Below are 15,222 nucleotides of genomic sequence, written 5' to 3' on the forward strand. Positions count from 1 at the left end.
TTCGGGTCCGGTCCATTTCGGCGTGATAAGGTTAAGCGGCTCTTAACGCAGGTGATTCAAGGCTGTGCCGGGGCGGGCATCATCCCCGCCGCAGCACCGCCACAAAGAAACCGTCGCCGCCATCCAGCGGGGTCAGACGGCGTGACGCGATCTGTTTCCAGCCCGGTGTCCGCGCCAGAAAGGCGCTGATCTGATCGCCGTTTTCCGCATCGAGTATCGAGCAGGTCGCATAGGCCAGATGCCCGTCCGGCCCGACCAGCGGCGCGGCGCGGTCGAGAATTTCCGATTGCACGGCAAGCAGTTGCGCCATGTCGCTCTCCTGAAGCATCCACTTGCCTTCCGGGCTGCGCCGCCAGGCGCCGCTGCCCGAACAGGGCACATCGCACAGCACAAGGTCGAATGGCGCGGCGGCCTCGGGCTCATCCGGCGCCAGCATCGTCACAGACACCCCGGCCCGCGCCGCCCGCGCGGGCAGGTCACGCATACGCCGGGGCTGGGCATCATGGGCGAAGAACCGGGCGTCGGCGCGCGCGGCCATGGCCAGGGTCTTGCCCCCGCCCCCGGCGCAGTAATCCAGAACGCGCTGGACAGCCGCCACCGGCAGCATGTCGACCACCGCCTGCGACGCTGCATCCTGAAGCTCCACCAGCCCCGAGGCATAGGCTGCGCTGGTCTGAACCCGGCGCGGGTTTGTCCGCACCTCCAGCGCCGTGGGCGACAGCGGGTGCGGCGTGGTGGTGATGCCCTCTTGCGCGAGGGTCTGCATTGCCTCGTCGCGAGTGCCGCGCCTCAGGTTGACGCGCAGGAACACCGGTGCCCGCTGGCGCAACGCCTGCATGACCGGCGCGAAATCCGGCCCCAGACTGCCGCGCAGCAGCGGCGCAAGCCAGTCGGGGCAATCCAGCGCCACGTTTTCGGGCAGATCGGCGGGCGTGACGGTCAGCGCCTGCTCGGCGTCGCTCAGCGGCGGGGGCGCATAGGCCTCGCCCGAGAACACCTCTGCCGGATCAACCCCGGCGGCGCGCAGGGCGCCCAGCATCAGCCCGCGCCCGGTCTCTCGCCCGCCGAGCGCCGCGAAAGAGCGGCGGCAGCGCAGCGCGTCGAATACATGATCGCGGATCGCGGCGCGGTCTTTCGACCCGGCGAAACGATTCTGCCGGCCCCAGGTTGTCAGCAGCTTTTCGGCCGGGGCGCCGGCCAGAACCCCGTCGAGAATGTCGATGGCGGCGGCAATGCGGGCGGCGGGTTTCACAGCCGCCCGAACCTTGCGTTATACGTTATCTTGCAGGCATAACCCATTTGAATGCCTACATGATCCGGTAGTTCGGGCTTTCCCGCGTGATCTGCACGTCATGCACATGGCTTTCCTTCAGCCCGGCGCCGGTGATCCGCACGAACCGGCTCTGGGTGCGCATCTCGGCGACCGTGCCGTTGCCGGTATAGCCCATGGCCGCCCGCAAACCGCCGACCAGCTGATGAATGACCGCGCCGGCCGAGCCCTTGTAGGCCACCTGCCCTTCGATCCCTTCGGGCACCAGCTTGTCCGACGCGGCATCCTTCTGGAAATACCGGTCGGCCGACCCGCGCGCCATCGCGCCCAGGCTGCCCATGCCCCGATAGGATTTATAGCTGCGGCCCTGATAGAGAATGACCTCGCCGGGGCTTTCATCGGTGCCGGCGATCATGCTGCCGACCATGGCGCAGGACGCACCCGCCGCGATCGCCTTGGCGAAATCGCCGGAAAACTTGATACCGCCATCGGCAATCACCGGCACGCCCTCTTTGCGCGCGGCGGCGGCGCAATCCATGATCGCCGTCAGCTGCGGCACGCCCACGCCGGCGACCATCCGCGTGGTGCAGATCGAGCCCGGCCCGATGCCGACCTTCACCGCATCCGCGCCCGCCCCGATCAGCGCGCGGGTGGCCTCGCCCGTGGCGACGTTGCCGGCCACCACCTGAACCGCGTTCGACAGTTTCTTGACCCGCTCCACCGCCTTGGCCACGCCTTCGGAATGGCCATGCGCTGTGTCGATCACGATCAGGTCGCAGCCCGCGTCGATCAGCGCCTCGGAGCGTTCGAAGCCCGCATCGCCCACGGTGGTCGCGGCAGCCACGCGCAACCGGCCAAGCTCGTCCTTGCAGGCCTGCGGGTTCAGCACGGCCTGTTCGGTGTCCTTCAGCGTCAGCAGCCCGGTCAGCTTGCCCTTGTCATTGGTGATCAGAAGCTTCTCGATCCGGCGGGCGCGCATCAGGCTCAGCGCCTCGGCCCGGTCGGCGGGTTCGCGCAGCATCGCGAGGTTCTGCGACGTCATCATCACGCTGACAGGCGTGCTGTCGTCCGAGGCAAAGCGCATATCGCGGTTGGTGACGATGCCCACCACATGGCCGGCCGCGTCCACCACCGGAAAGCCGGTGAAATTATATCGTTCGATCAGTGCCTTGGCATCCGCCAGCGTCTGGTCGGCGCGCAGCGTGATGGGGTTGTAGACCACCCCGCTTTCGAACCGCTTGACCCGGCGCACCTCTTTTTGCTGCTCGTCCACCGTCAGATTGCGGTGGATCACCCCCATGCCGCCGGCCTGGGCCATGGCAATCGCCATCCGGCCCTCGGTGACCGTGTCCATGGCCGAGCTGAGCAGAGGGATGTTCAGCCGGATCGATTTGGTCACGAAGGTAGACGTATCGGCCGTTGACGGCAGAACCGAACTGGCCGCAGGCACGAGCAAAACATCGTCGAAGGTGAGCGCCTCGCGAATCTCCATGGGGTACTCCTTGGGAGTTTTCGTTTGGCGCTTCCCTATTTCACGGCCCGCCCGGAAAGAAAAGCCCCAATGCGCCCTCAGGCCCGCGCCGCGTTGGTTTTCACCGCCAGCCCGCCCTTGGCCCAGGCCTGCATCACCTTGACCGCGATCGCCGGGATCATCAGCGTGCCGGCCACAAGCGTCACGCCGCCCGCGAACCGGAACGGCTCGCCCTCACCCGCCCCGGCCAGCGCCAGCATCAACGAGGCATAGGCCGCCAGCGGAAAGGTGAAGGCGCCCCACAGCGGGCTGAACCCCGCCGCCGCGATGTAGCGCGCGCGGATCAGCAGCGCCGCAAGGATCGCCGTGGCCAGCGCCGCGAAGATCAGGGCCGGCAGACGCTCGTTCAGCATCAGGGCGACCGCGCCCAGCAGGCTGAAGGGCGCCACGTGGATCGCCATCAGCGGGCGCAGGGGCGGCGGCGGGTCGCGGCGGATGATCTGCGCCACGCTGATTGCCAGAATCGCCAGCGCGAAGGCGCCCGCCCCATAGAAAATGAACCGCGACAGGCCGGTATAGCCAAGCGGGATCGCCACCAGCGGCACGAAGATCACGCCGACGAATTGCAGATGCCACACCGGCGTGACCTGGCGCTGCTCTTCCGGGCCGCGCAAAAGCGCGGCGATCACCAGCCAGACCAGCGCAGCGTGCCCCGCCAGACCGGCCAGCAGCACCGCCCCCGCCGCGCGCGGACTCATCGGCAAGAGCACAGCCGCCATCAGATAGACGCTCAGCACCATCGCCGCCAGACCGGCGCGGCCGGGCAGCACCCGCAGATCCTCGGCCACCACGGCCGGGCGGCGGATCACCTTCAGCCCATAGGCGCCAAGCGCGAACAGGAACAGCAGCGACACGGCCCCGAGAATCAGTTGCGATACCGCGGGTGGGGCCTGAAACACCGGCTCGGCCCGCCGCCAGGCCAGGCCAATTCCCAGCAGGCCGAAGATCGGCGGAAAGATCGCCGGCGGCGTCTGCTCGCCGAAGCGCGCCTTCTGCGGCAGTTTGAACATCGGGTGTCCTCACGTGTCAGGGCCTCGGGGCCACACTGCCTGTCGCGGCCCCGGTTTTCGACGTGCTTCATGGTCGCAGAGCGGGGCCTGTGGCCGGATTATCCGCCGCGCGCGGGTTTCAGCGGGTTGATCTTGCATGGAAACCGGTTTCTGTGCAGGACAGGGAGCATACCGGGCGGCGAAGAGGGAAAAGTCACGTGAGCAAGCTGATCTATATTCTGAACGGCCCGAATCTGAACCTGCTGGGCCAGCGCCAGCCCGAGATCTACGGGCGGGGCACCTTGGCCGATGTCGAAACCGATTGCACTACCCTGGGCAAGGACCTGGGGCTGGAGATCCGCCTGCTTCAGTCAAACCATGAAGGGCAGATCGTCGACTGGATCCACGAGGCCCGCGACGCCGCCGCCGGGATCATCATCAACCCCGCCGCGTTCACCCATACGTCCGTCGCGCTTCTGGACGCGCTCAACACCTTCGACGGGCCGGTGCTGGAGGTTCATATCTCCAACGTGCACAAGCGTGAAAGCTTTCGCCAGCACTCCTATGTCAGCCTGCGCGCCGACGGGGTGATCGCGGGGTGCGGCCTTCAGGGCTATGCGCTTGCCCTGCGGCGGATGGCGGTGCTGACGGAAGCGAAAGAAGCCTAGCCGCTTCCTGCCCCACCGGCGCCGGGCGCGCCCGACAGCACCCGGGCCCGCTTCGCGAGCCCGTCCACCAGCATCCTGCGCACCGCGGCGATGCGCGGCACATCGGCCAGATCCTCATGGCTGGCCACCCAGATCTCCACGCTCGGCTCCGGCACGATATCGCCCAGACGCACGAGGCGCGGATCGGGGTCGCCCAGGCAACAGGGCAGCACCGACCGCCCGAGGCCCTGCGCCGCCATCTCTCGCAGCACGATGAAACTGTCGGCGGCCCCCGCAACATCGCCCGCGTGCATCTTCTGCTTCACCCATTCCCCCGCGCGCGAACGCGTCAGCGCGCCGGCGACGCCAAGCCACCTGTCCGGCGCGCCCGGGGCAGCGTAGACGGCAACGCCGAGATGGGCGGCCACCTGCCCCACCAGCCCGTCGCGCAGCTCCGGCGACGGGCGCACGGCAATGTCGGCATGAAGCCGCGACAGATCCAGATGATCGTTCGAACACAGAAGCGTCAGCCGCAGCTCGGGCGCGCCGGCCTGAATCTCTGCCATGATCGACGGCAGGATGGCGTGACAGAAGGTATCGGTCGAGGTGATGCGCACATCGCCGCGCAGCGGCGCCTCGGCCCCGCGGATCAGCCGCCCGACCGCCAGAACCGCGTTTTCCACCTCACGCGCGGCATCGAGCATGCGCAGACGATCCGCCCGCAGCGTATAGCCCTGCCCGCTGCGCTGAAACACCGGCGCGCCGTGCCGCTCCTCGAACGCGGCGATGCGGCGCAGGACGGTGGCGTGGTTCACTCCCAGCTGCCGCGCGGCGGCGCTGACCGTTCCGGCTTCCGCCACCGCCAGCACATATCGCAGGTCGTCCCAGTTTTCCTTGTGCATTTATTAACCGGCCCGCTGCGTTTTTGACGAATGGTGTTAAATATTCTCACAGCTAAACTGTTCCCCACAGGAATTTTTTCAAGGAGATCCAGATGGGTACTTCAACAAAGATTTTCGGCGTCGCGCTTGGCCTTTCGCTGTTGGCAGGTGCCGCCCTCGGCGCCAGCGATGAAGACATGGCGGTGCAGGCGGCGATCAAGGCCCGCCAGGCGCACATGGACCTTTACGCATATAACCTTGGCATTCTCGGCGCCATGGCGAAGGGCGATGTGGAATATAACGCCGATATTGCCGGCGGGGCCGCATCGAATATCGTCACCCTGACCTCTCTGGATCAGTCGACCCTCTGGCCCGAAGGGTCTGACAGCATGGCGGCGGAAACCCGTGCCCTGCCCGCGATCTGGGACAACTTTCCCGACGTGATGGCCAAGAGCCAGGCGCTGGTCGAGGCTGCCGTCGCGATGGAAGCTGCCGCCGGCACCGGTATCGACGGGCTGCGCGCGGCGATCGGCCCGCTGGGCGGCGCCTGCGGCGCTTGCCACAAGGTTTACCGCGCGCCGGAATAAAACGCCCCGGGGCGGCGCGGCCACCGCGCGCCCCGACACTGCCCTGAAACGAGGCCCCGATGCGCCGCGCCCTTCCCGCTCTTGTCATTGTGTTTGCCGCCGGTCTGGCCCTGTTCTGGTGGATCACCGCGCCCGGCACCGTACCCCCGGACAAGTTCGCGGGGCTGACAGGCGATCGCACGCGCGGCGAACAGGTGTTCTGGGCCGCCGGATGCGCCTCTTGCCATGCGGCGGAAAACGCCAGTGGCGACGACAAGCTTAAACTTGGCGGCGGCCAGCGCTTTCCAAGCGATTTCGGAACCTTCCGCGCGCCCAACATCTCGCCCGACCCTCGGGTCGGCATCGGCGGGTGGAGCGTGATCGAGCTTGCCAATGCGATGATGCGCGGCGTCTCGCCCGAGGGCGCGCATTACTACCCCGCCTTCCCCTATACGTCTTACGCCAATGCCGCGCCGCAGGATGTGGTCGATCTGAAGACGTTTCTCGACACGCTGCCGCCCGTCGCCACCCCGAGCGAGGCGCATGAGCTGTCTTTCCCCTTCACCATCCGCCGGTTGCTGGGCGGGTGGAAATTCCTGTTCGCGAACAAGGGCTGGGTGATGGAAGGTGACCTGACACCTGAACTGATGCGCGGCCGCTATCTGGTCGAGGCGCTGGGCCATTGCGGCGAATGCCACACCCCGCGCAACGCGCTGGGCGGGGCAAGGCGCGATGCCTGGCTGGGCGGCGCGCCGAACCCCGGCGGGCAAGGCACCATTCCCAACATCACCCCGGCGCGGCTGACCTGGTCGGCGCAGGATATCGCCTATTACCTTGAAACCGGCTTCACCCCGGAATTCGATACCGCCGGCGGGCACATGGCCCCGGTCATTGAGAATTTGGCCAAACTTCCGGCCGAAGACCGGGCGGCGATCGCGGCCTATCTGAAAGCGGTTCCGCCGGTCGAGTGACGCGGGCTAGACGCGACCCAGCTTTTTCAGCCGTGCCGCGCGAAGCTGCGCGAAATCATCCCCCGCGTGATAGGACGACCGCGTCAGCGGCGTGGCCGAAACCATCAGGAAGCCCTTGCCATAGGCGGCCTTTTCATAGGCCTTGAATTCATCGGGCGTTACGAAACGGTCTACCACGTGATGCTTGGGCGTGGGCTGCAGATACTGGCCGATGGTCAGGAAATCCACATCCGCCGCGCGCATGTCATCCATCACCTGAAGCACCGACTGGCGATCCTCCCCGAGGCCGACCATGATGCCGGATTTGGTGAACATCGCCGGGTCGATCTCCTTGACCCGCTGCAACAGCCGGAGCGAGTGGAAATAGCGCGCGCCGGGGCGCACCTGCGGATAGAGCCCCGGCACGGTTTCAAGATTGTGGTTGAAGACGTCCGGCCTGGCCGCGACCACCACTTCCAGCGCTTGCGCGTCGCATTTCAGGAAATCGGGGGTCAGGATTTCGATCGTGGTGTCCGGCGCCTGGCGGCGTACGGCGCGAATGGTCTGGGCGAAATGCTCGGCCCCGCCATCATCCACGTCGTCGCGATCCACCGAGGTGATCACCACATGATTCAGCCCAAGCTTTTTCACCGCATCGGCCACCCGGCCCGGCTCGAACACATCCAGCGTGTCGGGCCGCCCGGTGGCGACGTTGCAGAAGGTGCAGCCGCGGGTGCAGATCTCGCCCATGATCATCATGGTGGCATGGCCCTGCGACCAGCATTCACCGACATTGGGGCAGCCGGCCTCTTCGCAGACAGTGACGAGCTTGTGCTCGCGCATGATCTTGTGGGTCTCGCGATAGCCCTGAGAGGTGGGGGCCTTGACCCTGATCCAATCAGGCTTTCGCGGCTGCTGGGTATCGGGCCGGTGCGCCTTTTCGGGATGACGCTGCCCCGGGATTTTCAGATCGCGCATGAAACACCTCTTTGCTGCTCTTTACTTAACCGTCCCTGCACAAAATGTAACGCCCGATTTCGCATAGCCGGGTTGAACCGCGAAAACCGGGGAACAGAGATTGAGACTTAGTTGGAATCGTTCTAATCAATGCCGCAGCGCCGCGTTGCACCCGCAGAACCGAGTCGCGCGGCAGGGAACAACTGAGAGAGGATCCGCCATGAACCCCGGCTACAAACTGCCCGAAGTGACCTTCCACACCCGCGTCCGCGACGACAGCATCGGCGGACCCAACCCGTTCAAGTGGGAAGACAAGACCACTTCCGACTATTTCGCGGGCAAGCGGGTTGTTCTGTTCTCGCTCCCCGGTGCGTTCACGCCCACCTGCTCCACCTATCAGCTTCCCGGCTACGAGAACGGCTTTGCTGATTTCGCCGAGCAGGGCATCGATGCGATCTACTGCATGTCGGTCAACGACAGCTTCGTCATGAACAAATGGGCCGAGGCCCAGGGTATCAACAACGTCAAGGTCATCCCCGACGGCTCGGGCGAGTTCACCCGCCGTGTCGGCATGCTGGTCAACAAGGACAACCTGGGCTTCGGCATGCGCTCGTGGCGCTATGCCGCCGTCATCAATGACGGCGTGGTCGAGGCATGGTTCGAAGAGCCCGGCCTGTGCGACAACCACGGCGAAGACCCCTATGGCGTGTCCTCGCCCGAGACCGTTCTGAACTGGCTGAAATCCGACGCCAGCGAAAAGGCCGCCTGAGCCTTCGCCATCACGCGCCGGGCGGAGAGGCCCGGCGCGCCTGATCCAGCAGGCTCTCGCCCGCTTCGCGCAGAATCTCTGCCAGATCCCGGAACCATCCGTCATCACGCGACAAACGCCGTCGGACAAGACCGATGGTGCGGCGCGGCTGCGGCTCTTCGAACCGGCGGATCGCCAGGTGCCCTGTCGAGGCGGTTTCGCTTTTCAGCCCGATCTCGGGCAGGAAGGTCAGCCCGAACCCCTCTGCCACCAGCCCGCACAGCGTGGCCAGCGACGACGCCCCCAGATCGACCCGCGTCTGCGACCGTTTGAGCGCGCACACCTCCAGCGCCTGATCGGCCAGGCAATGCCCCTCTTCCAGCAACAGCAGCCGGTCCGGGTTCAGCTCGGTGGGTTTCAGCCCCTCGGTCTGCCCGTCCAGCGCCGAAAGCTGCGCCTCTGATCCGGCCAGCAGGAACCGGTCTTCGAACAGCGCCTCCTCGACCAGATGATCCATATGGCTGGGAATGGCGATGACCGCCGCGTCCAGCAGCCCCTCGCCCAGATCATTCAGCAACCGTTCGGTGCGTGCCTCGCGCACGCCCAGTTCCAGCGACGTGTCGCGCGTGCGCAGCAGCGGCAGCGCCACCGGGATGAGATAGGGCGCCACCGTCGGGATCACGCCCAGCGTCAGCTTGCCCGCCAGCCCCTTTTGCCAGCGCGCCGAAAGTTGCAACGCGCGCATCTCCTCCATGATCCTGCGGGCATGGCGCAACAACTCGTGCCCGGCCGGGGTCAGCACGATCTTGCGCGGCTGCCGTTCGACCAGTTGCGCGCCAAGCTGCGCCTCGAGCTCCTTGATCTGAACCGAGAGTGCCGGCTGCGACACATGCATCTGCGCCGCCGCGCGGCCGAAGTTGCGCGCCTCGGCCAGGGCGATGAAATAGCTGAGCTGCCGGAAGGTGATATTCATAATGATATGTTATCAAAACGGTAATTAAATGCAATTTCTAATTATAGCTAAACTCTGGCACAAGTCTGGCATCGAATTTGTTCCGGGAGGCACCCATGTCCGACACCAAACGCTTGACGACCACAGCCGGCGCACCGATCGCCGACAACCAGAATTCCCTGACCGCGGGCGCCCATGGCCCGCTGCTGATGCAGGATTACCAGCTGCTCGAAAAACTGGCCCACCAGAACCGAGAGCGCATCCCCGAGCGGGTCGTTCACGCCAAGGGCTGGGGCGCCTTCGGCACGCTGCGCATCACCGGGGACATTTCGGCATATACCCGCGCCAAGGCGCTGCAGCCCGGCACGGAAACCCCCATGCTGGCACGGTTTTCCACCGTGGCCGGTGAAATGGGCGCCGCGGATCACGAGCGTGACGTGCGCGGCTTTGCCCTGAAGTTCTACACCGAGGAAGGCAACTGGGATCTGGTGGGCAACAACACGCCCGTGTTCTTCATCCGCGACCCCTATAAGTTCCCCGATTTCATCCACACCCAGAAACGCCATCCGCGCAGCAACCTGCGCTCGCCCACGGCGATGTGGGATTTCTGGTCGCTCAGCCCCGAATCGCTGCATCAGGTGAGCATCCTGATGTCCGACCGCGGCCTGCCCCGGACCCCGGTGAACATGAACGGCTACGGCAGCCACACCTATTCGCTTTGGAACGACGCGGGCGAACGGTTCTGGGTGAAGTTCCACTTCAAGACCCAGCAGGGCCACAGCCACTACACCAACCGCGAGGGAGAGGAGATCGTCGGGAAAACCCGCGAAGGCTATCAGGAGGCGCTGTTCGGCATGATCGAGGCGGGCGAGTTCCCGCGCTGGACGCTGCAGGTTCAGATCATGCCCGAGGCAGATGCCGAAAAAACCCCCTATAACCCGTTCGATCTGACCAAGGTCTGGCCCCATGCCGATTACCCGCCGATCGAGATCGGGGTGATGGAGCTGAACCGCAACCCCGACAATTACTTCGCCGAGATCGAGCAGGCCGCCTTCAGCCCGTCGAACATTGTGCCCGGCATCGGCCACAGCCCCGACAAGATGCTGCAGGCGCGGGTGTTTTCCTATGCCGACGCCCATCGCTATCGGCTGGGCACCCATTACGAGGCGCTCCCGGTCAACCAGCCGAAATGCCCGGTGCATCACTATCACAAGGACGGCAGCATGAACTTTTTCGGGCAGAAGACCGGGGCGGTGGATGCCTATTACGAACCCAACTCGATGGGCGGCGCGACAGAGGATCCGTCGGTCATGGAGCCGCCGCTGAAGATCTCGGGGGATGCGGCGCGCTATAACCACCGCGACGGCAACGATGACTACAGCCAGCCCCGGGCGCTGCACGATCTGATGACCGACGATCAGCGCGCGCGGCTTTACATGAACACCGCGGAATCGATGCAGGGCGTGCCGCAGCACATCATCGACAGGGCGCTGGCGAATTATGACAAGGTCAGCCCCGCCTACGGCGATGGCATCCGCGCGGCGCTGAGGGAACTGGCCGGCGCAAGGGCCGCCGCCGAATAGGCGCGTACGGAAGGCCGGCAAGGGCGCCCCGTCGCGGGGCGCCCTTCGCGTGCGTGACGAAGCCATCTTGCCGCGCCCCCGCCATCGGCTATCCTGAGCGCGCCCAACGGTGGAAGACAGCCATGCCAAGCCAGACCGATGCCGTGCCGCTGCGCCGGGTTCAGGAATACCTCAAACAGATCGTCTATGGCGGCAATGACGGGATCGTCACCACCTTTGCCATCGTCGCCGGTTTCGCCGGGGCCAGCGCCGAGGGCGTGGCGCAGATCGGCGGGCTGGCGGTGCTGATCTTCGGCCTGGCCAATCTCTTTGCCGATGCGGTGTCGATGGGGCTGGGCGAATTCCTGTCCGCACGCTCCCAGCGTGAGCTCTACCGTGGCCAGAGGGCGGATCTGCTGCACCGCATGTCCGACCACCCGGCGGCCGAGCGCGCCCATCTCGGCCGGCTGCTACACGCGCGCGGCATGAGCCAGAGCGATGCCGATGCCGCCAGCGCGCTGATTGCGCGCCAGCCCACGCTTATGGCCGAGCTGATCATGAAATACGACTCCGGCCTGAACGATCCCGACGGAGAGACCCCGGCCCTGAACGGGCTGGTCACCTTTCTGGCCTTCGTCGCCTTCGGCGTCATCCCGATCGTGCCCTATTTCCTGATGGAGGCCACGGATCACACCTTTCGCCTGTCGCTGCTGGCGACGCTGACCGCGCTGGCCGCCCTGGGCGCGCTGCGCGGCAACGCGACGGGCGAGCCACGGCTGCGCTCGATCGGCGAAACCGTGACCGTGGGCAGCGTCTGCGCCCTTGTCGCCTATCTGGTCGGGATGATCGTGGGGGGCTGAGCCTATCCGATCATGTTCGCCCGCCCGCCGCTCTGCTCGTCATAATGGCGGCGCAGACGTTGCAGCGCGATACGCAGCACGATCTTGCCCGACCGCGCCGACCAGCCCATGCGCTTTTCCGCGGCCTCCATCCCCTCCAGGAAACAGCAGCAGCGCAGCACCACATCGCCCAGGCCCGGCCCCAGATCGCGCAGCGCCGCGGCCACCCTGTCGCGCGCGGCGCGCGGCCCGTCCGCCGGGCCGCCCGCGCCGCCGAAACCGCCGCGATCACCGCCGCTCAGGAACCTGTCCCAGTTCTGGGTGACGCGCGGCCCCATCTGGGCCAGTTCGAAATCCTCACGCAGCCGTTCGCCGGCGCTGACCAGATCCGAGGTAAGGAACGGATTGCCGCCCTTGTCCTTGCGCCGCGCCAGCAGCGCGAGCGGCGATTCCGCCAGATTGTAGCGCAGCTGGCGCGGCTCCTCATCGCCCGCGCCCATCACCGGACGCTCGGCCCATTCGCGGTGCTGTGCGCCGAAGGGGGTCTGCGCCTCGGCAAAACCTGCCACCGCGCGCGGCTCTTCGGCCAGGATGCGCTTCAGCGCCGCCCGGCCGGCGCCGGTGATCTGATAGGTCGTCACCCGGCCGCGGGTATGGCACGAAATCCAGTCTTTCAGCGCGAACGCCTCGGCCACCCCGCGTGACACCACGGCGATGCGCGTCGTCTCTCCCTTCGCACCCTCCTTCAGCACCACCGCCTTTTCCAGATCCGGCGCGATCGCAAGAAACGCGCCCGTCTCGCACAGGCGGCGCAGGATCCGCTTGGCCTCTCGGGTCACGGTTGCTTCATCGGAAGGGCTTTTGGAAGGTCGCATCGGTGCTGTCATGGCAGAGACATCCTCACATTTGTCCACGGAAAGAAGGGATCGGCCGAGCCGGAGCAGCGCGGAATCGATCAAAGGGTCGTCGCGGCGCTGCTCGATACGACGCACGTGCCGCAAGATCGTCGACGGGTGGCGCCCGCTGTCGCGCGCAAGGGCACGGATCGGGCGCTGATCGACGGTATGCGCCAGGTACCACTGGGCGGAAACCGGCACCCAGGTCGGGCCGGGCATTGCCTGCGGTCTGTCATGCGTGATGTCCCCTATCACAGATTTCCCCCGGTTGTGATTGGCGGCAACGCCCGGCTTCAGATCAGCCAAATACACGCTAAGGTTGTCTTTCTTACCAGAACCTTAACAAATCGGCCGATCCCTATGATTGTATTTAATTGATAAAGGGCTCTGAAACCTCCGAACGGTGAAACGGCGCAAAATGCAACACGCGCCCAGGTTGTATCATTCTGCAGCGGTCAGAACTCAAAGAGGTATCGCATGTCCGACCCGCTCAGCATTCTCAAGACGCTCCGCCGCCCCCGCCTTCTGATCCGCGCCGCCCGGTTCGGGCTGACCGACTATCGCCGCGAGCGGGATCTTTCGCGCCTGATGAAATGCGTCCGCCTGCCCTCGCCGCTTCAATCGCTGGGCGCGCTGCTGGAGCAGGAAGAGCAGATGGAGGCGACACGCAAATCGGGCGACGCGACCTATTCGGTCGCGCGCCATATCGAAGTGCTGATCGCGTTGATGGCAGAGGCCCGGCTGTTGCCGCGCCCCGACGCGCGCCCCTAGGCGAAGGCGTCGGGCTGGGCGGCCTTGCGCTGTGCGACGAACCCGTCCAGCGCCTCGGCCACGGCCGGGTCCAGCGAAGGTTGCCGGTAATCCGCCAGCAGCTTCGTCACCCGCGCGGCGGCCAGCACCTGGGTATCGCGCGCGCCGTCTTCGTCCCAGGTTTCGAACGGTTTGTAATCCAGCAGATCGGTGCGCCAGAACGCATCCTTGAAATGCGCCTGGGTATGGGCGCAGCCCAGGAAATGCCCGCCCGGCCCGACCTCGCGGATCGCATCCATCGCCTGGGCCTGCACATCCACCGGCACACCGGCCGCCAGCTTGTGCAGCACGCCGAGCTGGTCGGCATCCATCACGAATTTCTCGAAACTGGCCACCAGCCCGCCTTCCAGCCAGCCGCAGGCGTGGAGCATGAAATTCACCCCGCCCAGAAGCGCCGCGTTCAGCGTGTTCGCCGTTTCATAGGCCGCCTGCGCGTCCGGCAGCTTGGAACCGCACAGCCCCCCGCCCGACCGGAACGGAAGCCCCAGCCGCCGCGCCAGCTGCCCCGCGCCGTAGAGGATCTGGCTGGCCTCGGGCGTGCCGAAGGTGGGCGCGCCGGAGTTCATGTCGATCGAGGCGACGAAGGCGCCGAAGATCACCGGCGCGCCGGGGCGCACGAGCTGGGAATAGGCGACCCCGGCCAGAACCTCTGCCAGCACCTGTGTCAGCGTGCCGGCCACCGAAACCGGCGCCATTGCCCCGCCGACGATGAAGGGCGACACGATGCAGGCCTGATTGGCCCGTGCATATACCTCCAGCGCGCCCATCATGGTGGCGTCGAAACTGAGCGGAGAGTTGATGTTGATCAGCGATGTCATCACCGTGTTCCTTGCCACGAAATCGCGGCCGAACAGCACTTCGCACATCGCGACGGAATCCTGCGCGCGCGACGGTTCGGTGACCGAGCCCATGAACGGCTTGTCCGACAGCGTCATATGGGCGTGCAGCATATCCAGATGGCGCTTGTTCACCGGCACATCCGTGGGTTCGCATAGGGTACCGCCGGAATGGTGCAGCCATTTCGACATATAGCCCAGCTTCACGAAGGTGCGGAAATCCTCGATCGTCGCGTAGCGCCGCCCGCCGGACATGTCGCGCACGAAAGGCGGGCCGTAGACCGGGGCCAGCACCAGCGAATTGCCACCGATCTCGACATTGCGCGCCGGGTTGCGGGCATGTTGGGTAAAGCGCGCAGGCGCCGTGGCGCACAGCCGCCGCGCCAGCCCGCGCGGGATATGCACGCGCTCGCCCCGCACATCGGCCCCCGCCGCGCGCCACAGCTTCAGCGCGCCGGGGTTTTCCGAGAAGCTCACGCCGATCTCTTCCAGTACGGTTTCGGCATTGGCCTCGATGATCTCGAGCGCCTCGGCATTGAGGATCTCGAAATTCGGGATATTGCGCTCGATGAACCGGGCGGTATCGGTTGTCACGGCGGTGCGCTCGGCCCGCCGTGCCGCCCCGCCGCCACCCCGGCCGCGCCTGCCCGTCCGTGCCACCTCGGTCTCAGCCATCTCTTTTTCAGCTCCCGCAGATCCGGCTGCGCAATCCCCGTGCCGCCCAGCCTGCACAGTGTCTATTTGGATTTCCCGACAGGCAAAGGAAATTTTGCGCCGCAATACCGGCC

Annotated in this window: 15 protein-coding genes; 7 read left to right on the forward strand and 8 right to left on the reverse strand. The window is 66.0% G+C overall.

Features of this window, described 5'->3' with window-relative positions; translation table 11 throughout:
• Nucleotides 1-79: 79 nt before the first annotated feature.
• The 3 genes from TQ29_RS09265 to TQ29_RS09275 all read right to left on the reverse strand — a co-directional run bounded on the left by TQ29_RS09265 (nucleotide 80) and on the right by TQ29_RS09275 (nucleotide 3,811).
• Complete coding sequence (locus tag TQ29_RS09265; protein ID WP_054538914.1) at nucleotides 80-1,252, reverse strand: RsmB/NOP family class I SAM-dependent RNA methyltransferase; 1,173 nt, start codon at nucleotides 1,250-1,252, stop codon at nucleotides 80-82.
• 55 nt (nucleotides 1,253-1,307) lie between these two features.
• Nucleotides 1,308-2,762, reverse strand: coding sequence for an IMP dehydrogenase (guaB, locus tag TQ29_RS09270; RefSeq protein ID WP_054538915.1), 1,455 nt, complete (start codon nucleotides 2,760-2,762; stop codon nucleotides 1,308-1,310).
• A 77-nt stretch (nucleotides 2,763-2,839) separates the two neighbouring features.
• Nucleotides 2,840-3,811 carry a tellurium resistance protein gene (locus TQ29_RS09275; RefSeq protein ID WP_054538916.1) on the reverse strand — a complete coding sequence of 324 codons (972 nt, stop codon included), beginning with the start codon at nucleotides 3,809-3,811 and terminating at the stop codon, nucleotides 2,840-2,842.
• Nucleotides 3,812-4,008: 197 nt separating this feature from the next.
• On the opposite strand from TQ29_RS09275, the gene aroQ reads away from it, so the two are divergent.
• Nucleotides 4,009-4,458 carry a type II 3-dehydroquinate dehydratase gene (aroQ, locus tag TQ29_RS09280; RefSeq protein ID WP_054538917.1) on the forward strand — a complete coding sequence of 150 codons (450 nt, stop codon included), beginning with the start codon at nucleotides 4,009-4,011 and terminating at the stop codon, nucleotides 4,456-4,458.
• Here aroQ and TQ29_RS09285 read toward each other — a convergent pair.
• Entirely contained in the window at nucleotides 4,455-5,339 is an 885-nt protein-coding gene (locus TQ29_RS09285) for a LysR family transcriptional regulator (RefSeq protein WP_054538918.1), read from the reverse strand. The genes aroQ and TQ29_RS09285 overlap by 4 nt on opposite strands.
• A gap of 92 nt (nucleotides 5,340-5,431) precedes the next feature.
• Here TQ29_RS09285 and TQ29_RS09290 point away from each other — a divergent pair, with 92 nt between their 5' ends.
• Nucleotides 5,432-5,905: a cytochrome c gene (locus TQ29_RS09290; RefSeq protein ID WP_054538919.1), complete on the forward strand. Its 474-nt coding sequence runs from the start codon at nucleotides 5,432-5,434 to the stop codon at nucleotides 5,903-5,905.
• Nucleotides 5,906-5,964: 59 nt separating this feature from the next.
• Nucleotides 5,965-6,855: a cytochrome c gene (locus TQ29_RS09295; protein ID WP_054538920.1), complete on the forward strand. Its 891-nt coding sequence runs from the start codon at nucleotides 5,965-5,967 to the stop codon at nucleotides 6,853-6,855.
• A gap of 6 nt (nucleotides 6,856-6,861) precedes the next feature.
• On the opposite strand, the gene lipA is transcribed toward TQ29_RS09295, so the two are convergent.
• A complete protein-coding gene (lipA, locus tag TQ29_RS09300; protein WP_054538921.1) occupies nucleotides 6,862-7,812 on the reverse strand; it encodes a lipoyl synthase in 951 nt (316 codons plus the stop codon).
• Nucleotides 7,813-8,011: 199 nt separating this feature from the next.
• Between lipA and TQ29_RS09305 the strand changes: the two genes are divergently transcribed.
• Nucleotides 8,012-8,560 (forward strand): peroxiredoxin, encoded by a 549-nt coding sequence (locus tag TQ29_RS09305; protein ID WP_054538922.1) that lies wholly within the window; start codon nucleotides 8,012-8,014, stop codon nucleotides 8,558-8,560.
• Nucleotides 8,561-8,570: 10 nt separating this feature from the next.
• Here the strand turns inward: TQ29_RS09305 and TQ29_RS09310 are convergent, their stop codons facing one another.
• Nucleotides 8,571-9,512 carry a hydrogen peroxide-inducible genes activator gene (locus tag TQ29_RS09310; RefSeq protein ID WP_054538923.1) on the reverse strand — a complete coding sequence of 314 codons (942 nt, stop codon included), beginning with the start codon at nucleotides 9,510-9,512 and terminating at the stop codon, nucleotides 8,571-8,573.
• A 95-nt stretch (nucleotides 9,513-9,607) separates the two neighbouring features.
• Between TQ29_RS09310 and TQ29_RS09315 the strand changes: the two genes are divergently transcribed.
• On the forward strand, nucleotides 9,608-11,074 hold the full coding sequence (locus TQ29_RS09315; protein WP_054538924.1) for a catalase: 1,467 nt from the start codon (nucleotides 9,608-9,610) through the stop codon (nucleotides 11,072-11,074).
• Nucleotides 11,075-11,196: 122 nt separating this feature from the next.
• Nucleotides 11,197-11,913 carry a VIT1/CCC1 transporter family protein gene (locus tag TQ29_RS09320; RefSeq protein ID WP_054538925.1) on the forward strand — a complete coding sequence of 239 codons (717 nt, stop codon included), beginning with the start codon at nucleotides 11,197-11,199 and terminating at the stop codon, nucleotides 11,911-11,913.
• A 2-nt stretch (nucleotides 11,914-11,915) separates the two neighbouring features.
• On the opposite strand, the gene TQ29_RS09325 is transcribed toward TQ29_RS09320, so the two are convergent.
• Nucleotides 11,916-13,007: a DUF6456 domain-containing protein gene (locus TQ29_RS09325; protein ID WP_054540389.1), complete on the reverse strand. Its 1,092-nt coding sequence runs from the start codon at nucleotides 13,005-13,007 to the stop codon at nucleotides 11,916-11,918.
• Between the two features lie 258 nt (nucleotides 13,008-13,265).
• Between TQ29_RS09325 and TQ29_RS09330 the strand changes: the two genes are divergently transcribed.
• On the forward strand, nucleotides 13,266-13,559 hold the full coding sequence (locus TQ29_RS09330) for a DUF6477 family protein (protein WP_037211324.1): 294 nt from the start codon (nucleotides 13,266-13,268) through the stop codon (nucleotides 13,557-13,559).
• On the opposite strand, the gene TQ29_RS09335 is transcribed toward TQ29_RS09330, so the two are convergent.
• Complete coding sequence (locus TQ29_RS09335; RefSeq protein ID WP_054538926.1) at nucleotides 13,556-15,109, reverse strand: trimethylamine methyltransferase family protein; 1,554 nt, start codon at nucleotides 15,107-15,109, stop codon at nucleotides 13,556-13,558. The genes TQ29_RS09330 and TQ29_RS09335 overlap by 4 nt on opposite strands.
• Between the last annotated feature and the right edge of the window lie 113 nt (nucleotides 15,110-15,222).

Origin of the sequence: Actibacterium sp. EMB200-NS6 (genome assembly GCF_001305615.1) — a bacterium.
Lineage (GTDB): Bacteria > Pseudomonadota > Alphaproteobacteria > Rhodobacterales > Rhodobacteraceae > Actibacterium_A > Actibacterium_A naphthalenivorans.